We start from the raw sequence: 22,992 nt of genomic DNA on the forward strand, positions 1-22,992 counted from the left end.
GTCTGTTAAACGTCTGTACAGATCTCGCTCCGACACACAAACGAGGAGCACAAATTTATTTAATTATGTCAGAATTAACAAAGAACGTTAAGCCACTCGACGATTTTAATTGGGACGAGTTCGAGAATGGAACAGTTGCTAATGTTAGCAAGGAAGAGCTCGACAAGGCTTACGACGAAACCCTGAACAAGGTTGCCGACCATCAGGTAGTAGAGGGCACAGTAATCTCTATTGACAAGAAGGAAGTAGTTGTCAACATCGGCTACAAGAGCGACGGTATCATCCCCGCTTCTGAATTCCGCTACAACCCTGATCTGAAGATCGGCGACAAGGTAGAGGTTTACGTTGAGAGTGCAGAGGACAAGAAAGGTCAGCTGATCCTCTCTCACAAGAAGGCACGTCTGAGCCAGTCTTGGGAGAAGGTTAACGAGGCTCTCGAGGCAGACGCTATCATCCAGGGTTACATCAAGTGCCGCACTAAGGGCGGTATGATCGTTGACGTATTCGGTATCGAGGCCTTCCTCCCCGGATCACAGATTGACGTTCACCCAATACGCGACTACGACCAGTTCGTAGGCAAGACTATGGAGTTCAAGGTTGTTAAGATCAACCAGGAGTTCCGCAACGTAGTTGTATCTCACAAGGCTCTCATCGAGGCTGAGCTCGAGGCACAGAAGAAGGAGATTATCGGTAAGCTCGAAAAGGGTCAGATCCTCGAGGGTACCGTTAAGAACATCACTTCTTACGGTGTATTCGTTGACCTCGGTGGTGTTGACGGACTGATCCACATCACAGACCTTTCTTGGGGCCGCGTAGACGATCCTCACAAGGTTGTTGAGCTCGATCAGAAGATCAACGTTGTAATTCTCGACTTCGACGATGAGAAGCGTCGTATCGCTCTCGGTCTGAAGCAGCTCACTCCACATCCTTGGGATGCTCTGGATGCTGACCTCAAGGTGGGCGACCACGTTAAGGGTAAGGTAGTTGTTATTGCCGACTACGGTGCATTCGTTGAGATCCAGCCTGGTGTTGAGGGTCTGATCCACGTTTCAGAGATGTCATGGAGCCAGCACCTCCGTTCTGCTCAGGAGTTCCTGAAGGTTGGCGACGATGTAGAGGCTGTAATCCTGACTCTGGACCGCGACGAGCGCAAGATGTCTCTGGGTATCAAGCAGCTCCGCGAGGATCCATGGGAGGCTATCGAGACTAAGTATCCTGTAGGCAGCAAGCACACCGCTAAGGTTCGCAACTTCACCAACTTCGGTGTATTTGTTGAGCTCGAGGAGGGTGTTGATGGTCTGATTCACATCAGCGACCTGAGCTGGACTAAGAAGGTTAAGCATCCTTCAGAGTTCACACAGGTAGGTGAGCAGATTGAGGTTGTAGTTCTGGATATCGATAAGGAGAACCGTCGTCTTTCTCTCGGTCACAAGCAGCTCGAGGAGAATCCTTGGGATGTATTCGAGGGTAAGTACGCTGTAGGTTCAATCCACGAGGGTAAGATCAGCGAGATGCTCGAGAAGGGCGCCGTTGTAGCTCTCGAGGAGAACGTAGAGGGCTTTGCTACTCCTAAGCACCTCGTTAAGGAGGATGGTTCACAGGCTCAGGCTGGTGAGACTCTCCAGTTCAAGGTTATCGAGTTCAACAAGGACTCTAAGCGCATCATCCTGTCACACAGCCGCACATTCGAGGATCCCGCTCGCGAGGAGAAGAAGGCAGCTGCTAAGAAGGGCGGCCGCAAGAACGATACTCCAAAGATCGAGAATATCGCCGCTAGCACAACTCTCGGTGATATCGACGCTCTGGCTGAGTTGAAGGCTAAGATGGAGAAGGCTGAGAAGTAATTCTCACCTACCCTATAAAAACCAATCCCTCCGATTTCCATCGGGGGGATTTTTTTGTCCCTACCCCTAATTTCATTTTCTTTCTGTCACCAGATAGAAAACCGAAACAAAAGAAAGAGTGCGAAAACGTCCTGAGCTCGGAGGCCGGTACACAAATTCTTCAAATCACTCAAAGCGCTCGGCTTTGCCGCTTGGCTTGTCCAAGAACTCGCTACGCTCAAACAGCTTTTCGTATTTCGTTGTTCAGATTGCGTTCCGCAATCCGAAACTCAATATCGATTCAAAGAATTTGCATCCCTCTAAAGACCTCCTCGTGCGGAATGTTTTCGAGTGGGGGTTTGGGGGCTTGCCCCCATTAAGCAATAAAGGCCGAAGTCCCGGCCTGCCAAAACATAGCATGGATTTGGGTTTTCCCAAATCCAGGATTTAAGTCCCTTGCCAAAGATTGGCGAGGGGTTTGGGGAGTGGTTTGAAGCCCTCCTTAGGACAAGGAGGGTTGGGTGGTTGTGACTTTGGCACGCTATTTGCATAATCGTGGATTAGACAATAAGAACAAATATCATTTTGATAATAAGAACATAAATACATAAGATTATGCAAAAAGGTAACATCGGGGTTACAACCGAGAACATTTTCCCCGTCATCAAAAAGTTTCTCTATTCTGATCACGAGATATTCCTCCGCGAAATGGTGTCGAACGCCGTTGACGCTACACAGAAGTTGAAGACACTGGCTGCTCAGGGCGAATACAAGCAGGAGCTTGGCGACCTGACCGTACGCGTAAACCTGGATACCGACAAGGGTACCATCACCATCAGCGACCACGGTATCGGCATGACCGAGGAGGAGATTGACAAGTATATCAACCAGATTGCTTTCTCGGGCGTTACCGACTTCCTTGAGAAGTATAAGGATAATGCCAACAATATCATCGGTCACTTCGGACTTGGTTTCTACTCAAGCTTCATGGTAGCCAAGAAGGTTGAGATTATTACCAAGAGCTGGAAGGAAGGCTCGAAGGCTGTTAAGTGGAGCTGCGACGGAAGTCCTGCCTACGAGATTGACGATGCTGAGCGCGAGCAGCACGGATCGGACATCATCCTGTACGTAGATGATGACTGCAAGGAGTTCCTCGATAAGTTCAAGCTCGAGGGATTGCTCAACAAGTACTGCAAGTTCATGGCTGTACCCGTGGCCTTTGGTAAGAAGACCGAATGGAAAGACGGCAAGCAGGTTGATACCGACGAGGACAACATCATCAATAGCGTAGAGCCCCTGTGGACCAAGACTCCAAGCACCTTGAAGGACGAGGACTACAAGAGCTTCTATCGCACACTCTACCCCATGAGCGACGAGCCTCTGTTCTGGATTCACCTGAACGTAGACTACCCATTCAATCTCACAGGTATCCTCTACTTCCCAAAAATCAAGAACAACATCGAGCTGCAGAAGAACAAGATTCAGTTGTACTGCAACCAGGTATTCGTGACCGACCAGGTAGAGGGTATCGTACCAGAGTTCCTCACCCTGCTTCATGGTGTGATCGACTCACCAGACATTCCTCTGAACGTATCACGTTCGTACCTGCAGAGCGACCGCGAGGTTAAGAAGATCTCTACCTATATCACTAAGAAGGTAGCCGACCGCTTGAAGGCCATCTTTGGCGAGAACCGCAAGGAGTACGAGGAGAAGTGGGACGACCTGAAGCTGTTTATCAACTACGGTATCCTGAGCGAGGACGGTTTCTACGATCGCGCCAAGGAGTTTGCACTCTTCAAGGATACTGAGGGTAAGTACTTTACCTTCGACGAGTACAAGACTCTGATTGAGGCCAACCAGAAGGATAAGGACGACCAGTTGGTATATCTGTACGCTACCGACAAGGAGGAGCAGTACAGCTACATCAAGGGTGCCCAGGATAAGGGTTACAGCGTGCTGCTGCTTGACGGACAGCTCGACGTACCAACCATCCAGACTCTGGAGCAGAAGTTTGAGAAGAGTCGCTTCACACGTGTAGACAGCGATATCATCGACCGACTGATTGTAAAGAGCGATGCACCTAAGAACAACCTGAGCGAGGATCAAAGTGACAATTTGTCAGCCGTATTCCGCACTCAGCTGCCAAAGATTGAGCATACAGAGTTTATGGTTCAGGTAGATGCCCTTGGTGCCGAGGCCCGTCCTGTAGTTATTACTCAGAACGAGTACATGCGCCGTATGAAGGAGATGAGCCGATTCCAGCCAGGTATGAGCTTCTATGGTCAGATGCCCGACTCGTTCAACCTTGTTCTGAACTCAGACCATCCTCTGGTAAAGAAGGTGCTTGATGAGAGCAGCGCAGCTACCGAGGAGGCCCTGAAGCCAATCGTAGCCGAACTGAAGGGTCAGGAAGCCCGTTTGGCTGCTATCCGTGCCCAGCAGGACAAGAAGAAGTACGACGAGCTTACACAGGAGGATAAGGACCAGAAGGCCGAGGCTGAGAAAGCCGTACAGGAGCAGAAGGACAAGAAGCAGGCTGTAATTGCCGAATATGCCAAGGGAAACTCGGTTGTTCATCAGCTGATTGACCTGGCTCTGCTGCAGAACGGTATGCTTAAAGGCGAAGCCCTGGATGCATTCCTGAAGCGCTCAGTTGATTTGATTAAATAAAAGAATCAAGCATAAAGAAAGCTCCCAATTTTGAAGTTGGGAGCTTTTTTTTATTTAGGTAATTCGAGCGTTACACGACAACCTTGATGATAATCGGCATCGAAAACCAGATTTCCACCCAAGCTCTTAGCATGGCGTTTGGCCAATGGAAGACCTAAGCCGAGACCTTCGGACAAATCGCCTTCGCGGGTAAATGGCTCGAACAGAAGCTCTTTCTTGTCGTCGGGCAATCCCGGACCTACATCCTCTACCGTATAGCTAACGGTATTATCGGTATCGGTAATACTCAGCTTGATATGCTGACCATCTGAATATTTCGCAGCATTATAAAGCAACTCACGCAGCGTACGCATCAGGTAAATATGATTAGTAACGATGCAAAGCGTATCGGATACGGTTGAAGAGAGCTCGATATTGGCATCGGGGAAGTGGGCGTGCGTATAAAGGATACACTCGTGGGCCAACGCATTAACCGACTCCTCGTCCTGTTTCTTACACTTCAAGGCCTCGTTGGCATCGCTCTCCGAAGCATCGAACAGCATCAGCACCATACTGTTAAGATTGATGGCGTTGCTCTTCATCATACTTGAGATATTAGCCAGTTCCTCCTCGCCTATCATATCCTTATTGTTGCTGCTCTCGCGTAGCATGCTGGCAAAACCAGTAATCACATTTAATGGCGAACGCATGTGTTGGGCCACCTGCTGCATGAACTGATTCTTTTTCTTCACGTTCTCCTCGGCCTGCAGCACATCCTGCTCTAAGGCTTCGTTACGCTGGCGGGCCTCGTCGACACGCTGACGCAAATGTCCCATCTTGTCGTTCAAAGCCATCTGCATCTGTGCAAAACTATTCTGTAGTCGCGCTATCACACCTTTACCCAAGTTGACAGGAATCTGCTCGTCATATCGCCCTTCAGAGATATCCTTCGTCATATCAAGCAAATCGTTCAATGGACTGACGGTTTGTTTTACGATACGATTACTTAACCACATAATGGCCAGCAATCCTATCACAATCAAGGCTATGATAACGTATCCCAACCTGTGATAACTACGCATCAGCTGGTTATCGGGACAAACCAAAGCCAGACTCCAGTTGGTACCTTCGACAGGCTCGTAACACACATGATAGAGCTGGTTACCTATATGCACATGCATAGAGCCGCGCTTTCCAGCCGTCATCTCATAACTTAATGATATCAAATCCTGATTCGCATTGGGGTCGACATCCGTATAAAGCGTTTTACGGAACAAACGAGTGGTGTCGGGATGAATCAGATACCGTCCGTCACTACCTATCAGCACATAATACGAATGATCGTAAGTATTCTCATCTTCGTTAATGAGCTTAGCCAATCTGCTGAATGAGAAGTCGACGGTAACAACACCTATCATACGACCATTATTCTGGCGCAGGGGTTTGCAATAGGTAGCGATTGCCTGGCGATAGTCGATCGTACTTTCGGTATGTTCAATAAACGGATCAACCCAGCATGATTTACCTGTTTCTACCGGTTTGGTATAGCTAAGTTTTTCCAGATAGTCGTATTCCGGTTCGCAGTAAGTAGCCAAAGTGTCACCCGTTCTTTTGGTGTAAACCGAGAATTTCTCGCCATACTGCGGAAACATGTTCGGCAAAGCATATACGGAACAACTCATCACATTGCCATTCAGGCGCACAATACGGTTAGACACAGTCTGAATAGCTTGAGGCTCAAAGTTTTCCTCGAGCATCCATACATTAGCATCAGCTGCCGTTTCAATGGTTTGCATATAGTTCTGAACGCGCTGCAAGGTGGTGTTCAGTAAACTCTGCGAACTCTCCATAGCCTCATGATGTATGAGATAACGCGACTGCAGGAAAAGGATGCCTAACGCCACCACAAAGATTGGGATAGCCAGCAGCATGATACCCAAGCTAAGCTCTCTCGACAAACTACGACGTACCTTAATCATGGTTGGCCTCCTTTCCTGTTTCGGCATCAGTAAAATGAGCCATATGATTCAACAGTTCGACCAGCATATCGCTTTTACGCTCGATATTATCTACCTGCTTATCTATTTCGTCTTTACTAATATCATGATAGTTGTTACACAACGTTGTGACGCTACGGTCGATACTCTCGGCTGGTACAGCCATCTGGTTTGTGATATAGTGCAGGAACGAAGTTTTCATCCTATCGTTCTCTTCTATCCTACCATAAGCAGCACGTAACTCATCGCTATGTTCATGCAACTGCATCGTTTCGTTCTCCAAATCAGCTGTCTGCTCCTTCAATCTGTCCTGCATCTTACGTAAACGGTTCTGCAAATGTCCTACCTCATCTTCGCGATTGGTGGCAGGTACCGATTCATCGTAGTTTCCAGCGGCTATACGCTGGGTTAATTGAGTAAGCAGACTGAGAGGCTTGAGTTCGTGACGAACAAGCCAGCCACAAAGCAGGAAGAATAACAACAAGCCTACAATGGTGATAGCAACCACCAGATAAAGCAGTTTGTTGTGCACACTATGTATATCGGCATCAGGATAAACCACACCTACACTCCAGTCTAACTGCCAATCAGAGCGCCCCTCCCACTCTACACGCTTAAAGGGCTTGAAGAACACACTCCACGATTCGTCGTTCATACAGAAACGCTTCATACCGCTCTGTCCCGAAAGCATCGCCTCGGCAGCCTCGAGTACGGAATGGTCGGCACCCTCATTCATCTGTGTGAATACCGTCTTACTCTGCAACTTTTCTTTGTCGGGATGCACAATGAACGAGCCGTTCTTAGCCATCAGCACACAGTAGCCTCGCTCTGAGGGTTTTGCTGCCAATACAATCTTCGACAGCTGACTGATAGAAACATCGACAGCAATCACACCCACACGCTGGCCACTCTTATCGCTGAATGGCAGACAGAAATTAACCAGCGGCTCATTCTCGGTATCCTCACCTTTCAATGGGTCGGTCCAGCCCATCCATCCTTTGTTCATAGGATCTTTATACCAAGCCTGCTCGGTATAAGGACGATCGGTAAAAGTATCGGTAGTAACCAAATCGCTCTTGATATCGGTAGTAAAGGCACGGCGATGCACATAGGCCATAAACAGATCCTTACCCGGGAAATAGCCAGGCTTAAAGGCGATGGCACAACCCACAATATTTGGATTGCTTTCAACAAACTCCCGGCAATACACATACATGCGGTCGGGCTCATCAAGATGCTCCATCAGATCGCAATACATATTACCTGTACTCTGCTCTACGCTCAACAGGATATTGTCGATTGTTTGCGCAGTACCCTCAAGCGTTAGTTCAGCATCGCGCATAGCCTCGTTCTTCAACGCCTTATGGGAGAAGTAGAACAAAATACCCAACGATATGGCCAACAACAAAAACGTTTGGCCTGCTATCAGTATATTAAGCTTATACTTTTTCTGCATAACTACATACGCTTACAAATAAAACCTACAGCCACAATGCCTATAATGGACAAAAATAAGAGTGTCCATCGCATACATCTGAAGGGTTTCGATACATCAGATATAGGAGCTACAACAGCCACCGACCAGTCAATACCATCAATCGGGCCGTAGAAAACCAACGAAGGCTCACCATCCACTTCCATCTCAATCATACCAGATTGCTGCTGCTCAAGATTCTTCAACATCTCAGGATCTTTAAACACCGTTTTCTTACCCTCGGGATGCACAATGCAAGAGCCATCATGATCAACAACCATCGAGAAGAAAGTGAAATCGCGCATCAAATGGTATTTGTTTACCTGCTGGTCGTTACGACAAGCATCGTCGATACGCTGCAAGGCCTTAGTAAGCCACTCGAAAGTGATATCAGCACCACACACGCAGGCCAGTTTACCATCGGCTGTATAAACGGGCTTTACGAAAGTACAATAATGACCACTAATATTGGTTCCATCATAGTAATAATAAGGCTCCGACCAGAAACTGGTCTTGATATCCTTGGCATGCTTGTACCAGTCCGACTGGGTGTAGTCATGACGGGCCGAACCTACCATACTAATTTCGAAATCCGAGCTATCAGAATGGTGTATATAGGGCTCGAACCATTGACCCTTACTGGGGAAGAAATTAGGTTCGAATGCAGCAAAATAACCACGCACATCGGGATTCAGGTTCGACTCCTCTTCGAGGGCTTGTACTACCGACTCGGGGCTATCCATGTGTTTCTCAACCTCATTAAAAACATTGGTTGCACTCATCTCCATACCCCTGATGGTTTTATTAAGCTGTACAGCTATTACACTTTGCAGGCCTGCATAACGTACATTAGTCTCTGCGCGCATAGCCACGCGAAATGCCCAATACGATACACCTACAACCACCAGTATAACTACTGATGCTGCAATTAATACATACCATTTCTTATTCATATCTTTCTTCACAGAATACAGTTCCACGGTCTTATAATCAATTAGTTAGAACGTAATATTTCTGCAAAGATAGATAATTTTTCGATGTATCCAAAGAAATATTAATAAATTAACATATATTAATTAACGCCTATAGCGATTTAAGCTTGTTGCGATAGGCCTTACGCAGTTTACGAACAGCTTTTTCGCGTATCTGGCGTACACGCTCGCGCTTGACATCCATATCCTCGGCTATCTCGGCCATCGTTTCGTGCTCCTGATTAATTCCGTAGAAAGCATTTATCACACGGCGTTCGCGCGCATCAAGTGTGCCTAAAGCAAATTCTATGGCATCCTCGATAGCTTCAGAGTGTACTCGCTCATCAGCCAAGGGCGCATCCTTGTTAACCAATACCGACAGCAGACTCATGTTGGTACGATGCCCCAGAGGTGCATCAACAGATACGGCTTGTGCCTGCTGGCGAGCCACCTCTTGCTTTACGTCCTTTGGCACCTGATAAAGTCCACCCTGCTGGTCGATAGCCTTCTCGATAGACTGACGGATGTAAACAAAAGCAAAGTTAACAAAACGCACACCTTTGCTAGCATCAAACTTGGCAGCAGCTTTCATCAATCCGAGATTGCCCTCGCTCACCAGGTCTTCCATATCTACACCTTTACCTTTGTACTGGCGAGCAACAGATACCACAAACTTAAGATTAGCCTCGATCAACTTCGACAGCGCACGTTCGTCGCCTTTTGCAATACGTTCGGCCAACTCGCGCTCCTCTTCATTGGTTAGCAACTGCTCACGTCCAATCTCATCCAAATATCTGTTTAATGCTGAATCTTCCATATCAATCTCTTTTTGTTTGCAAAGATACGAAAGTATTTCGATATACACAAAAAAAGAAGAGAAAACCTTTCGATTTTCTCTCCTCTTGGTGATTCCGGCGGGATTCAAACCCACAACCTTCTGATCCGTAGTCAGATGCTCTATTCAGTTGAGCTACGGAACCATTGTTCCTTTATTTTTGCAACCGTTTTTGTGATTCCGGCGGGATTCAAACCCACAACCTTCTGATCCGTAGTCAGATGCTCTATTCAGTTGAGCTACGGAACCATTTCCGATTTGCGGGTGCAAAGGTACTGACTTTTTTTGGAACCACCAAACTTTTGGAGGACTTTTTTCGAAAAAAGTGCAGTTTTACACGATAATTCGCGTTTTATGGTAGTTTTCGCGGAACTCAGAGGGGCTACAACCCTTACGTTTCTTGAAAATACGATTAAAGTTGCTCAGGTTATTGAACCCACAAGCATAGCTGATTTCGGATACCGAATTGGTACTATCCACCAACATACGGCTGGCATAACCCAATCGCTGGTCGATAATATACTCACTTAGATTACGACCGGTATGCAACTTGAAGAAACGACTGAAAGCCGAAGGACTCATACCTGCCAGGTCGGCAAGTGTAGTCAATCGGATTTCCTTGGTGTAGTTCTGCTCGATATAGTTCTTTACCTTCGTAACGCGTCGGCTATCGCTTGTTACCTCGATCTTAGCAAAGCTACTTGAAGCCAACGTATGAGCACCATCACACTTCGACAGCTCGTACAGGATGGTAAGGAACTGCTGGAAAGCATAAAAACCATCCTTTACGCTACAAAGCGTATTGAGTTGCTGATACACACGCATGATAGCGTCCATCGGGAAACTAAGTCCCTTGCGTGCCTCCTGCATCATCTGCTGGATAGAGATGAAGGGATTTCGCGAAAAGATACTATTATCGGAAAAATCGAACTCAAAATGTATAGTTACCTCGTGGATATCGTCGCTGGTGCAATCGCCTTGCTCCCATACATGCTCCAGATCAGGACTAGTTATCAGCACCAAGTCGTAATCGCCAATCACCTCGCTAGAGTCGCCCACAATGCGACGAACGCCTGGGGCATGCTCTACGAAGTTAAGTTCGAATACCTTATGGTTATGAATGGGATAGGTGAACTCTTTTTTATGTCGTTCGGCAATATAGAGTACATCCTTTCCCGTCAACTGGGTAATCTCATGGATAACCTTGCTTTCTACCATATCTTAAATTTTCAGTTCTTTGAGAATCTCAGACATACGCTGCATGTTATTGATTCGCATGGGCACCAATGGCAAACGGAGCACATTCTGGATAAAGCCCATCTCCGAAAGCATGGCCTTCACACCTGCAGGGTTGCCATCAACAAACAGCAGAGAGAAGAGATCGGTAAAACGATGATGGATAGTGCGTGCAGGATCGTACTCGCCGCGCATCTGCAAACGGATCATACGCGAGAACTCCTTTGGCAACGCATTACCAATAACAGAGATGACACCTACGGCGCCACAGCTAACCATAGGGAATGTAAGCGAATCGTCGCCAGAGATCACGTCGAAATCGGCAGGTTTGTTCTTGATAATCTCATCAACCTGCTCCAGATTACCACTGGCCTCCTTGATAGCTACGATATTCTGACAGTCGCGAGCCAGGCGAACAGTAGTTGCAGCCTGAAGGTTTACGCCTGTACGACCAGGCACATTATAAAGCACAACAGGCAGTTGTGTAGCTGCAGCAATGGCTTTAAAGTGCTGGTACAAGCCCTCCTGCGAAGGCTTGTTGTAATAAGGACAAACGCTAAGTATGCCGTCGATGCCCTTGAAGTCGGCTGTTTGTAACTCTTCTACGACAGCAGCGGTGTTGTTGCCGCCACATCCTATTAATATAGGTACGCGCGCCTGCACGTAGTCTACTACTAAATCCTTAATCTTCTGTTTCTCCTCACGTGTCAATGTAGGTGTCTCACCTGTTGTAGCGAGGATACAAAAGAAGTCAGCACCGTTGTTAAGCTGATAGTCAACCAGACGTATCAGCGCATCATAGTCAACCGAACCGTCTTCCTTGAATGGGGTAATGAGCGCAATGCCCAGACCTTTAAAAATGTTATGTACCATGTATAATTGTGTTGCTATTATTCTGCTTTAAATAAATCCTTGATACCGCCGATTGAACCGAGGAGGTTAGTGGCCTCATACGGCAGGTAGACGGTCTTTGTCTTGTCGCCCTCTGCAAGTTCCTGCATCATCTGAATATACTTCTGAGCCAGCAGGTAGTTGGCAGGATTGGTGCTCTTACCTACAGCCTGAGTAATCAGTTCGATAGCCTTTGCTTCGGCCTCGGCTTTACGGATACGAGCCTGTGCCTCACCCTCGGCCTGCAAGATAGCCTGCTGCTTAGCAGCTTCGGCCTTATTAACGATAGCAGTCTTCTCACCTTCAGAAGCCAGAATCTCAGCAGCCTTCTGTCCCTCCGATGTCAGAATCTGCGCACGCTTATTACGCTCAGCCTGCATCTGCTTCTCCATCGCAGTAAGTACAGAATCTGGAGGTGTGATATCCTGCAGCTCTACGCGGTTAACCTTAACGCCCCACTTATCGGTAGCATCATCAAGTACGGCAGAGAGCTTTTTATTGATGGTGTCGCGAGATGTCAGCGTCTCGTCGAGCTCCAGTTCACCGATGATGTTACGAAGCGTAGTCTGAGTAAGCTTCTCGATAGCATTGGGCAGGTTGTTAATCTCGTAAGTAGCCTTAAACGGATCAACAATCTGGAAATACAGCAGCGCATTAATCTCAGTCTGTACGTTATCTTTTGTAATCACATTCTGCTTTGGGAAATCGTACACCTGTTCACGCAGATCGATGGTGGTAGAGTACATATAGCGTCCGTGATGCAGAACAACTATCGACTTGGCACGATCGATGAACGGAATGATGATGTTGATACCTGGCTGGAGCGTAGCATAGTAACGACCCAGACGTTCGATGATCTTGGTTTCTGACTGAGGAATAATCACAAGTGCCATTTTGGCAAAGATAACCACGCATACCACAATGGCTATCAAGATGTAAGACATTATATCCATTTTTTAATTCTTTAATTTTTCAATTCTTTAATTTTTAAATTTTTACATTTTCTCCACCGTAATGATGGTTGACGCACGATCTACCACTACCACGTTGGCACCCTCTGGGATGTCGGTATCGCTCTTGGTCACGGCTTTCCAGATGTCGCCATCTATCTGCACACGTCCAAAACCGCCAGCTTGGATAGGCTCTACCACCCTGCCCTGTCGGCCCAGCAACGCATCGGCATTACTAATGCGTTTGTCTTCGCCTTTATGCAGATAGCGCTTAGCAAAGGGGCGCACATAAAACAAGCTAACGAGTGTTACAACCGCAAACACCACAATCTGATAATAAGTGCCCGCACCAATAGCTGCCACGATAGCAGCAGGTACAGCGCCGATAGCGAAGCAGATAATGAAGAAATCGCCCGCTGTGAGTTCGAGTATCAGACAGATGAGTGCTACTGCAGCCCATAACTGCCAGAGATGTTGCATGATATAATCAATCATAATCGTTTATTTGTTTACCACTTTCTTCTTATTAATAATGTATACGCCCTTAGGCAGACTCTTCAGTTCAGAAGCCTTACCCAGGCGAACACCACGCATGTCGTATACATCGGCATCAGGTGAATCAAGCTGGATATCCTTGATGGCAGTATCTTCTATCATAGTGAAGATGTAAATATACTTAATACTTCCATCATCCTCCCAATTCAGATATTTTACATCATCGCCATCAGGAATCTTCACTAATATTATATAAGTACTATTAAGAGTCAAGTTCCTGAAGTTGAAAGAAACCTCCTGCGAATCCCCTATAGCAATGTGGCAATCTGTAGTAACACTCTGACCGATAGTGTTCAAAGTATTACCAATAAGTTCACAAGGCAGGATGCCAACTTTATCATTATATGGCTCCGAACCATAATTAGTAAGAACTATCTTGCCCTTCAAAGCTGTTCCAGGAACCTCACAAGGAGCGGCTCCTTTAACTACTGCACCTTCAACCTCCATCTCCATAATTAACGCTACTCCCGTAACATTTGCTTCGAAACGATAGAGTGAATCGGTAAGTTCTGTTCTATCACCACTCAGATAAAATACAAAATTGCCCGCACGCTGAGGTGTGTATTCCAGTACCACATCGCCTGTCTCACCAGCCTCAAGGTTGGTACCACCACCTGTCAGGAGCTGGAACTTATCAGTACCCTGCTCTAAGCTGGCATTACCATACAGGAACAATGGGGCATTGTTTGTCTTGTTCTTATCTGTTACGTTTACGGTAATTGTTATTGGCTTACCCACCTCACAATTCTCGCTTACGGTTACCGAATTGATAGTAAAACTTGAAACAGAAGGATCTTCAAATGATCCGTAAGCCTTGGTTGTCATCTGATTACCATTGATGGTTAGCTCAATATAACGACAAGTAGCGTTCAAAGCCTGTTGCCACAAACTCTTTCCCGTTTCACGGCTCATGGCTCGCAGCTGATAAGTACCATCATCAAGTCCCTTACCAAATGCCAACGAAGCGGTAATATATGAAGTGCCTTTAAAATAATCAAAATTGTAATTTACTGATGTCGAATCAATCATTGCCACCAGTTTATCATTCTGGTATAATGCATAGCCCAGATCATAGTGGCGTACTTCTTTAGGTTGGACAACATTATATATATACATCATCAACTGTATGCCAGGGAAGTTTTCCGAAGCAGAGTTACGAGTATAGGTACCTTTATCGCTTTTTATGGTACAGCTATTTACAAACAATCGCATAGACTTTCCTGCAACCGACGCACCCTTCTCAACACCTACAAGTGCCGACTGACTGAAAGAATAGCCACTTGAACCAGCATTACCACCCGTATATTGCATTTCAGGATTCAAAACAGAAATCAGGAAGTAATCATCGCTTGAACCTCCCCAACCCCAGTTTACATGGAAATAGCCCACACCATCTTTTGCCTGATAACCATCAAGGATAAAGGCATGCCCAACTATTCCTTGACCAGAAGAGGCTGAATTTCCACTATAGAGAACTGGACGATTAGCTGCTAACTCATTATAAATAACTTCGTCCCAACCCTTGGCGGTATAGCATGTACGCTCGATATAATTCGTTGTTTCGGCATAGCCGTATTGGATACGAAGCGCTTCACAGGCATCATAATCATAGGCACTTGAGCTTTCTGAGCCATATTGCATGTACACTTTCTCGCCTACATCTGCCATCAGTTTGGCTACAGCATCAACAGCCTCACCAGTATCGTCTGACGAATAGGTGGTCTTCATGGCATCCCAATTAAATGTTTCAGGCCATTTGTGATAATACATAATCTGAGCCGTCGCAGTAGCCACACAACCAGTAGGACAGTTCACGCCCGACTCAACAGGGCAATTATTATTATAGGGAGTATTCTGATTCCATTGGGTCTTAATCAGAGGAGAAATATCTGCATGCGTAGGTACGGTAGCACGTGTTTTAACGCTACTGTTTACTGCATGATTATAAGCCTCGAGCATAGCCTGCATAGCAGGAGAAGCTGTCTGGGCATCATAGCTATTCTTCAAGCCATATGCCAGTACCGACGGCAGTTCGTCATCTGCACTAATAACCACAAAACCGCCATCACAATTAAACACATATATACCAGCGCTGTCTCCATCAGCTACGCCTGTTATGGCACGGGTTAACTCTCCACTGGCCGCACGGGTTACTTGCGGCATTTTACTACGCAGAAAATCACTTGCGATTCTACGGGCCGATTGCTCGTCAACAGGTGCTGCCATCGTCAGCAAGAAACTGAATAGCACCAGGTAGGTTGAGAGTAGATATTTCTTCATAATTGTAACAATTTGATGGTTTTATAGTGCAAAAATAGACATTTTTGTCGAAATAGCAAAGAAAAAACAAATTATTAGCAAATAAAAGCGCGATTTTTCCGTTATTATGTTATAATGATACGCAAATTAAACAAATTCATCATCATATTGGTACTATTGATGAGTACCCTGACTGCAGCCGCCGATGACTTCACCCTGAAGGGAAAAGTGATCGACGAAGATGGGCATGCATTGGAACTTGTAACCATATCGTGCGCCGCCCAAGGAAAGCTAACCATGACTAATCTGAAAGGCGAGTTCAGCATCGGTCTGAGCACAGCCGACTCGGTTGTGGTAAAATTCACGATGGTGGGCTATGGCGTAAGAAAACGCGTGTTTAAACGTCCCAAAGGCAAGATGACGGTACAGATTGTGATGCATCCGGCAGCCACGCTGAGCGAGGTAACGGTAACGCAACGCCGCCGACAGACATCACAGACAGAACAACTGGACACCAAACACCTGAAACAAACACCTTCAACCACGGGAAATGCGGTCGAGGAGATGATACAGCAGCAGGCGGGTGTATCGAGTCATAACGAGCTGTCGTCACAATATAATGTACGCGGCGGATCGTTCGACGAGAACTCGGTTTATATTAACCAGATTGAGGTTTACCGACCTTTATTAATAAGTAGCGGACAACAGGAAGGCCTCTCGGTTATCAACCCGAATATGGTTGAGAAAATCGGTTTTTCAACAGGTGGATACGAAGCGAAATACGGCGACAAAATGTCGTCGGTACTAGACATCACATACCGACACACAAAAGGCTTTGAGGCCAACGCTACAGCCTCGTTGTTAGGAGCGAGTGGATTTATCGGTTACGGTAACAGCCGTTTCTCGATGAGTCACGGCATCAGATACAAGACCAACCGCTACCTGCTAAACACATTAGAAACTACAGGAGAATACAAACCAAACTTTCTTGATTATCAGACATATATAAGCTATACACCAAACAAAAGGTGGAACATAGATTTCATAGGTAATATAGCTGATAATCATTACAACTTTACGCCCAAAGACAGAGAAACGAGCTTTGGTACTTTAGCCGATGCCAAACAGTTTAAAGTATATTTCGACGGACAGGAAAAGGACCGTTTCAACACCCTATTCGGCGCACTTGGAATTACACGTAGAATTAGTGATTCAACCAGTATAAAGTTTATTACATCAGCATTTCACACCAAGGAACGCGAAACGTACGACATAACGGGCCAGTATTGGCTAAACGACACGCAGACTCAGGAGAGTTTAGGCGTGGGTACCTATATGGAGCACGCCCGCAATTATCTTTCAGCCGATGTGATTAATTTCAAGCTGATAGTCCGCCATCAAACACGTCGTCACGACATCGAGGCAGGCATCAGCTACAAGACAGAACACATTAAGGAACAATCACGCGAATACGAGATGCGCGACTCGAGTGGCTACTCTATCCCCCACTCTGCCGATAAGCTGAACCTGATATACACGCTGAATGCCAAGAACGATATCCGCAGCAACAGGATTGAAGCTTACATACAAGATGTTTACCGCTGGGCAAAAGGCGACAATTACTTTACGCTGAATTACGGCGTAAGATTCGCCAACTGGAGTTATAACAAGGAAACAACCGTATCGCCCAGAGCTTCATTAGCCATCGTGCCGGCATTCGATAGCGATCTAACCTTCAGATTCGCAACAGGCTTGTATTATCAGGCGCCATTCTACAAAGAGATGCGCGACACCACAACGGTTAACGGCATCACAACAGCTGCACTGAATAACCATATCAAGAGTCAGCAGTCCATCCACCTGATTGCCGCTGCCGACTACCGATTCAGAATGCTGAACCGTCCGTTCAAGTTTACAGCCGAAGCCTATTACAAAGCGCTTAGCAACCTGATCCCGTATAATGTACAGAACATGAAGATTACCTATTACGGCGAAAACCTCACCAAGGGTTACGCCACAGGTATCGACCTGAAACTGTACGGCGAATTTGTGCCAGGTACCGACTCATGGCTTACCCTCTCGCTGATGAGCACCCGCCAGAAGTTCAACAACCAATGGATACCATTACCCACCGACCAGCGTTGGGCGGTAAACCTGCATTTTACCGACTATTTTCCAGGTACCGAGCGATGGAAAATGACGCTACGATTGGCATTTGCCGACGGACTGCCATTTGGCGCACCACACAGAGGACTGGAACAGCAGCAATTCCGCGCCCCAGCCTACAAACGTGCCGATATCGGTATGAGCTATTGCGCTTTGAAAAACACCAAAGGCATCAAGGGCATCTGGTTAGGAATCGACTGCCTGAACCTGTTTGGTATTTCAAACGTCAACAGCTACTATTGGGTGACTGATGTATCGAACACCCAGTGGGCTGTACCTAATTTCCTGACGAATCGCCAAATTAACGGGAAAATTACTATAAATTTATAATATTTGTTAATTTTCGAGGGTTTTTCGAAGCTTCGCGGGTACAATTATAAATAAAAACGTTATCTTTGCAGAAATTACAGTTTGTTTGAAGTATAATAACGTAACTAAAAGAATTTTTGCGATGAGAAAGATATCGATTTATGCACTACTAAGCATTTTATCGTTAGGCAGTTGTACCAAGGAGTTTGTTTATAACGATGCTAACGACATTAAGGAAAATGCCGAACAGATATTTGGTTTGATAGATCCTAACCAGGATTGGCGCACCACAACATCAGGAACGGTAAGCATTACAGCTGATGCCGACTTGGCCGATATTGCCAAAGTACAGATTCTGACCGAGTCTCCATTTTTTAATGGCAACTCTGTTATTTTGGCCGAAGCAGAAGCCACAGCCGGACAGACCGTTACCCTGAATTACGATGCCCCACGAGGTGCCGAAACCGTCATCGCCGCTTGTACCGACGACAAGGGCCACTACTTTATCAAGGCCATCGATTTAAGCACCAAACAGGTAAGCTTTGCTACCAAAACCGCCCAAACCCGCGCAGCCACAAGAACTGCCGAAGCAGGTATCGGCGTTAGCAATCTCACCCTTGATGGCAGCAACGTTACCAGATCGCTGAATGCCAATAGAGAGATTTATGCAGAATTGGGCACAAACTCCGACAACAGCTACATGACAAATTTCACAACTTCTAAGAAAATCTACCCTTGGGAGAACAACAACTGGAAGAACGAAGCCCAGTGGCAGCTCACATCAACCAGCACCATAAGTGGCGGATGGAATGTTGTAGAAGGTACTGTAGTACGAGACATCTCTTCAAGCAATCCCATGTTAGAAGACGAAGCCAAGACCCTCAAGGCTATTTTCGATAAATATCTCTCACACAAAACAAATTCCGACGGGTCGAGAGTAAATAATCTGGTATATATCCGTGAGGGATCTGCCTTAAGGTTCTTTGACAACCACTTGACGAGTGATGGCAACCCGATTACTCTCATCCCAGTTAACATGGCATCTACTGAGATAGATTGCAGCACGCTTTATTATTACTATTACAAACCCAGCGACGTTCCCAGCGGCACAAGTCTTACCGATTACGTTAAGAAGTTGCCTAAGTTCAAGGCTATTCCATGCGAATACACCAACACTAATAAGGGCGTAAATAGAGAAGATTTCTTCAGAGTACACGAGTATCTGCTGCCCTACTACGGTGATTTTATGCCTACCACACAGACTTTCTATCCACAAAATAATGTTTATCGCATACGTAATGTGGGTAAGACAAGCAAAAATCAGAAGAACTATCTGACATACTTTAACAGCAACAACCACAATGCCGAAAGACTTGCAAATGCCTATGAAGCCAGCGACAGCAAATTCCTCAATCAGCTGTGGCAGGTTTTCGATATTGACAACGGCAGATACCTGCTCTACAATATCGGTGCAAAGAAATTCTTAACTAACGTTGGTAAATATATTGAGGACGGCAACAATTGGGAATTCTTCTTTACCGACTATCTACCGTTTGTAAAAGAGATACCCTATACCATCAGTATAAACGCAGACGAAACAAGACGCATCAAGTGCGTTAATACACCAACAACCTTTGTTGGAGCTACAAACAATAGTAGCAACCCACGTATAGCCAGCAACAAAACAACCAACGATGGCGAATTTATCAATTGGGCATTTGAAGCCTACAACTTTACCGCCAATATCGATGCGCTTGAATCGGTTACACTCGAGGCTGATCCTACAGATCACGCAGCCATAAGCGACTGTATTCCATCAGGCTACCGAGTAGGCTTTATGCTGAGCAAGATTTATAATCCGAACCTGTTACAGAACTACCTGAAGGAAGCCAAAAACGGTTGTTTGTATGGCTACGGCGAAATGAACACTACCATCAACAACTTCCCCGACCACTTTAGTAGCGCTGTTACAAATAAGAAATATGGAATGGAACCTAACGATCCTCGCATCGCCATGTTCAACGCCAACAACAAGACATTCCTTGCTTTCGAGGATGGATCTGATACCAACTACAGCGATATGATTATCGAACTGGGCGGTAATAGCGGCAGCTTCTTCGACGACCCACAGGAGGTTGAGGAGCAGGCTTATACCATGTGCTTTGAGGACCGACCGAATGTGGCCGACTACGATATGAACGACGTGGTATTGCGTTGTACCCGCGTTTCGTCAACCGAGTTAGAGTTGTCGCTGATTGCTACTGGTGCTAACGACCCCGTACTTATCAACGGTATTGTAGGCGATTACGTGAGCGGTACCGAACTTAAGAACAAAGAAGTACACGGGCTGTTTGGCGTAGAAACCTCAACATTCGTCAACACCGTGACATCAGACGATGTTTTGCCTTCGGTATCTTGCGTTTACAGAGTAGATGCATCAACAAGCATCAAGCAGTTCCTGAGCAACATCTACATCACCAACAATGGTCAGGGCGGTCGAACAATTGGCTTGCCTGCAACTGGTGAGTCTCCTTTCGCACTCATCATGCCAGGCAACTTTAATTATCCTCAGGAAAAAATCAGCATCGCAACGGCATATACCACGTTCCGCAATTGGGTTAATAACGCCAACAACTACGGTAACTGGCCTGAGTACTACGACGATTCGAAGATATACATTAACCCTTACAACAGATAAACAATTCGATAAATATACACAATATGCAAGAGATTGTAGCCGAAAACGGGCTGCAATCTCTTTTTTTTAATAAAAAAAGCAAAATATGGGTGGATTATCCAATAAGTTTTGTACCTTTGCAATTCGAAAATATTAATTCTAATTTTTAAGGTTATGAAGATTTCGCACATTGAGCATCTGGGTATTGCCGTCCAGAGCATTGAAGAAAGCCTGCCGTATTTTACCGACGTGCTGGGTCTGGAGTGTTATGCAACAGAAGTAGTTGAGGACCAGAAAGTGAAGACAGCCTTCCTGCGTTGCGGCGAGGTAAAGCTCGAGCTGCTGGAGCCAACATCACCTGAGAGCACCATCCAGAAGTGGCTCGACAAAGGTAACAAGGGCGTACATCATGTAGCCTTCTGTGTTGAGGACGGTGTAGCCAAAGGTCTGGCCGAGGTTTCGGAGAAGGGCGTTCGCCTGATCGACGAGAAACCACGCAAGGGCGCTGAGGGATTGAACATCGCTTTCCTGCACCCCAAATCAACCTGCGGTATCCTGACAGAGCTCTGTGAGCACCCGGAATAAAATTGAGAATTGAAAATTTAAAATATTGAATTACAAAAAGAAATGAGCAAACAATTAGAAAAAATCAAGCAACTCATCGAGAAGCGCGAACAGGCCCGTCTCGGTGGTGGTGAGAAAGCTATTCAGAAACAGCACGACCGTGGTAAGTATACCGCTCGTGAGCGTATTGACATGCTGCTCGACGAGGGTTCGTTCGAAGAGTACGATATGTTTAAGGAGCATCGCTGCCATAACTTCGGTATGGAGAAGAAGCAGTTCCTTGGTGATGGTGTAGTAGCCGGTTCAGGTACTATCGATGGTCGTCTGGTATTCGTCTTCGCACAGGACTTTACTGTACACGCAGGTTCTCTGTCGGAGACTATGAGTCAGAAGATTTGTAAGATTATGGATATGGCCATGAAGATGGGCGCTCCTGTTATCGGTATCAACGATTCGGGTGGTGCACGTATTCAGGAGGGTATCAACTCTCTGGCTGGTTTCGCCGAGATTTTCGAGCGTAACATCCTGGCTTCAGGTGTTATTCCTCAGATTTCAGGTATCTTCGGTCCTTGCGCCGGTGGTTCTGTTTACAGCCCCGCTCTTACCGACTTTACTCTGATGATGGAGGGTACATCATACATGTTCCTCACAGGTCCAAAGGTTGTAAAGACCGTTACCGGCGAGGATATCGACCAGGAGCACCTGGGTGGTGCATCGGTTCACGCTACCAAGTCGGGTGTTACCCACTTCACAGCTAAGACCGAGGAAGAGGGTCTGCAGATGATTAAGACTCTGCTGAGCTACATCCCATCTAACAACATGGAGACAGCTCCTTCGAAGCCTTGCACCGATCCTATCAACCGTATGGAGGACACTCTGAACGAGATTATCCCAGAGAACCCCAACGAGGCATACGATATGTACAAGGTTATCGCTGCTATCACCGATAACGGCGAGTTTTTCGAGGTACAGCCTAAGTTCGCTAAGAACATCATCGTAGGTTTCGCTCGCTTCAACGGTCAGAGCGTAGGTATCGTAGCTAACCAGCCTGCTTGCTATGCAGGTGTGCTCGACGTTAACGCCAGCCGTAAGGGTGCCCGTTTCGTTCGTTTCTGCGACGCCTTCAATATTCCTATCGTATCACTTGTTGACGTTCCAGGATTCCTGCCTGGTACAGGTCAGGAGTACAACGCTGTTATCCTGCACGGTGCTCAGCTGCTCTACGCTTACGGCGAGGCTACTGTGCCCAAGATTACCGTTACTCTGCGTAAGTCGTATGGTGGTTCACACATCGTTATGGGCTCTAAGCAGCTGCATACCGACCTTAACTACGCATGGCCATCAGCCGAGATCGCCGTTATGGGAGCATCAGGTGCTGCTGCCGTACTGTACGCTAAGGAGGCTAAGGCTAAGAAAGAGGCTGGCGAGGACGTTAAGGCATTCATCGCCGAGAAGGAGGACGTGTACAACGAGCTGTTCGCTAATCCTTATCAGGCTGCCAAGTATGGCTACATCGATGATGTTATCGAGCCACGCAACACTCGTTTCCGCATCTGCCGCGGTCTGGCCCAGCTCGCTACCAAGCGCGACTCGCTGCCCGCTAAGAAGCACGGTAACATTCCTATGTAATTGATAA

15 protein-coding genes and 2 tRNA genes are annotated in these 22,992 nt (G+C 46.5%); 6 read left to right on the forward strand and 11 right to left on the reverse strand.

Features of this window, described 5'->3' with window-relative positions; translation table 11 throughout:
• The first annotated feature begins 65 nt into the window (after positions 1-65).
• On the forward strand, positions 66-1,844 hold the full coding sequence (gene rpsA, locus PRU_RS06320; RefSeq protein WP_013063631.1) for a 30S ribosomal protein S1: 1,779 nt from the start codon (positions 66-68) through the stop codon (positions 1,842-1,844).
• Between the two features lie 594 nt (positions 1,845-2,438).
• Positions 2,439-4,493 (forward strand): molecular chaperone HtpG, encoded by a 2,055-nt coding sequence (gene htpG, locus PRU_RS06325; protein ID WP_013064202.1) that lies wholly within the window; start codon positions 2,439-2,441, stop codon positions 4,491-4,493.
• Between the two features lie 50 nt (positions 4,494-4,543).
• On the opposite strand, the gene PRU_RS06330 is transcribed toward htpG, so the two are convergent.
• The 11 genes from PRU_RS06330 to PRU_RS06380 form a co-directional block, all read right to left on the reverse strand.
• Positions 4,544-6,451: a sensor histidine kinase gene (locus PRU_RS06330; RefSeq protein WP_013063932.1), complete on the reverse strand. Its 1,908-nt coding sequence runs from the start codon at positions 6,449-6,451 to the stop codon at positions 4,544-4,546.
• A complete protein-coding gene (locus PRU_RS06335) occupies positions 6,444-7,925 on the reverse strand; it encodes a HAMP domain-containing protein (RefSeq protein WP_013065163.1) in 1,482 nt (493 codons plus the stop codon). Before PRU_RS06335 ends, PRU_RS06330 begins: the two co-directional genes overlap by 8 nt.
• Positions 7,926-7,927: 2 nt before the next feature.
• A complete protein-coding gene (locus tag PRU_RS06340) occupies positions 7,928-8,896 on the reverse strand; it encodes a PDC sensor domain-containing protein (protein WP_143040059.1) in 969 nt (322 codons plus the stop codon).
• Positions 8,897-9,026: 130 nt separating this feature from the next.
• Positions 9,027-9,731 carry a sigma-70 family RNA polymerase sigma factor gene (locus PRU_RS06345; RefSeq protein WP_049769098.1) on the reverse strand — a complete coding sequence of 235 codons (705 nt, stop codon included), beginning with the start codon at positions 9,729-9,731 and terminating at the stop codon, positions 9,027-9,029.
• 86 nt (positions 9,732-9,817) lie between these two features.
• A tRNA-Arg gene (locus PRU_RS06350) sits at positions 9,818-9,894 on the reverse strand.
• Positions 9,895-9,924: 30 nt separating this feature from the next.
• Positions 9,925-9,998: transfer RNA gene (locus PRU_RS06355), tRNA-Arg, on the reverse strand.
• 84 nt (positions 9,999-10,082) lie between these two features.
• Positions 10,083-10,967, reverse strand: coding sequence for an AraC family transcriptional regulator (locus tag PRU_RS06360; protein WP_013064863.1), 885 nt, complete (start codon positions 10,965-10,967; stop codon positions 10,083-10,085).
• Between the two features lie 3 nt (positions 10,968-10,970).
• Positions 10,971-11,858, reverse strand: a complete 888-nt coding sequence (gene dapA / locus PRU_RS06365) for a 4-hydroxy-tetrahydrodipicolinate synthase (RefSeq protein WP_013064109.1) — start codon at positions 11,856-11,858, stop codon at positions 10,971-10,973.
• 17 nt (positions 11,859-11,875) lie between these two features.
• Complete coding sequence (locus tag PRU_RS06370) at positions 11,876-12,829, reverse strand: SPFH domain-containing protein (RefSeq protein ID WP_013064961.1); 954 nt, start codon at positions 12,827-12,829, stop codon at positions 11,876-11,878.
• Between the two features lie 42 nt (positions 12,830-12,871).
• Complete coding sequence (locus PRU_RS06375) at positions 12,872-13,321, reverse strand: NfeD family protein (protein WP_041385839.1); 450 nt, start codon at positions 13,319-13,321, stop codon at positions 12,872-12,874.
• A gap of 6 nt (positions 13,322-13,327) precedes the next feature.
• A complete protein-coding gene (locus PRU_RS06380; RefSeq protein ID WP_013064282.1) occupies positions 13,328-15,661 on the reverse strand; it encodes a C10 family peptidase in 2,334 nt (777 codons plus the stop codon).
• A 114-nt stretch (positions 15,662-15,775) separates the two neighbouring features.
• On the opposite strand from PRU_RS06380, the gene PRU_RS06385 reads away from it, so the two are divergent.
• From PRU_RS06385 to PRU_RS06400, 4 genes are all read left to right on the forward strand, one after another.
• Positions 15,776-18,136, forward strand: coding sequence for a TonB-dependent receptor (locus tag PRU_RS06385; protein ID WP_041385841.1), 2,361 nt, complete (start codon positions 15,776-15,778; stop codon positions 18,134-18,136).
• Between the two features lie 121 nt (positions 18,137-18,257).
• Positions 18,258-20,813 carry a DUF4842 domain-containing protein gene (locus PRU_RS06390; RefSeq protein ID WP_013064675.1) on the forward strand — a complete coding sequence of 852 codons (2,556 nt, stop codon included), beginning with the start codon at positions 18,258-18,260 and terminating at the stop codon, positions 20,811-20,813.
• 153 nt (positions 20,814-20,966) lie between these two features.
• The gene (gene mce, locus PRU_RS06395; protein ID WP_013064811.1) at positions 20,967-21,377 is read left to right on the forward strand and encodes a methylmalonyl-CoA epimerase; all 411 of its coding nucleotides are present in this window, start codon (positions 20,967-20,969) and stop codon (positions 21,375-21,377) included.
• 42 nt (positions 21,378-21,419) lie between these two features.
• Entirely contained in the window at positions 21,420-22,985 is a 1,566-nt protein-coding gene (locus tag PRU_RS06400; RefSeq protein WP_013063032.1) for an acyl-CoA carboxylase subunit beta, read from the forward strand.
• The last annotated feature ends 7 nt before the right edge of the window (positions 22,986-22,992 follow it).

Origin of the sequence: Xylanibacter ruminicola 23 (assembly GCF_000025925.1) — a bacterium.
Taxonomy (GTDB): Bacteria; Bacteroidota; Bacteroidia; order Bacteroidales; family Bacteroidaceae; genus Prevotella; species Prevotella ruminicola.

Excerpts from the sequence above, each read along its gene's own strand:
- rpsA (WP_013063631.1), top strand. The coding sequence starts at position 66 with ATGTCAGAATTAACAAAGAACGTTAAGCCACTCGACGATTTTAATTGG.
- htpG (WP_013064202.1), top strand. The coding sequence starts at position 2,439 with ATGCAAAAAGGTAACATCGGGGTTACAACCGAGAACATTTTCCCCGTC.
- PRU_RS06330 (WP_013063932.1), bottom strand. The coding sequence starts at position 6,451 with ATGATTAAGGTACGTCGTAGTTTGTCGAGAGAGCTTAGCTTGGGTATC.
- PRU_RS06335 (WP_013065163.1), bottom strand. The coding sequence starts at position 7,925 with ATGCAGAAAAAGTATAAGCTTAATATACTGATAGCAGGCCAAACGTTT.
- PRU_RS06340 (WP_143040059.1), bottom strand. The coding sequence starts at position 8,896 with ATGAATAAGAAATGGTATGTATTAATTGCAGCATCAGTAGTTATACTG.
- PRU_RS06345 (WP_049769098.1), bottom strand. The coding sequence starts at position 9,731 with ATGGAAGATTCAGCATTAAACAGATATTTGGATGAGATTGGACGTGAG.
- PRU_RS06360 (WP_013064863.1), bottom strand. The coding sequence starts at position 10,967 with ATGGTAGAAAGCAAGGTTATCCATGAGATTACCCAGTTGACGGGAAAG.
- dapA (WP_013064109.1), bottom strand. The coding sequence starts at position 11,858 with ATGGTACATAACATTTTTAAAGGTCTGGGCATTGCGCTCATTACCCCA.
- PRU_RS06370 (WP_013064961.1), bottom strand. The coding sequence starts at position 12,829 with ATGGATATAATGTCTTACATCTTGATAGCCATTGTGGTATGCGTGGTT.
- PRU_RS06375 (WP_041385839.1), bottom strand. The coding sequence starts at position 13,321 with ATGATTGATTATATCATGCAACATCTCTGGCAGTTATGGGCTGCAGTA.
- PRU_RS06380 (WP_013064282.1), bottom strand. The coding sequence starts at position 15,661 with ATGAAGAAATATCTACTCTCAACCTACCTGGTGCTATTCAGTTTCTTG.
- PRU_RS06385 (WP_041385841.1), top strand. The coding sequence starts at position 15,776 with ATGATACGCAAATTAAACAAATTCATCATCATATTGGTACTATTGATG.
- PRU_RS06390 (WP_013064675.1), top strand. The coding sequence starts at position 18,258 with ATGAGAAAGATATCGATTTATGCACTACTAAGCATTTTATCGTTAGGC.
- mce (WP_013064811.1), top strand. The coding sequence starts at position 20,967 with ATGAAGATTTCGCACATTGAGCATCTGGGTATTGCCGTCCAGAGCATT.
- PRU_RS06400 (WP_013063032.1), top strand. The coding sequence starts at position 21,420 with ATGAGCAAACAATTAGAAAAAATCAAGCAACTCATCGAGAAGCGCGAA.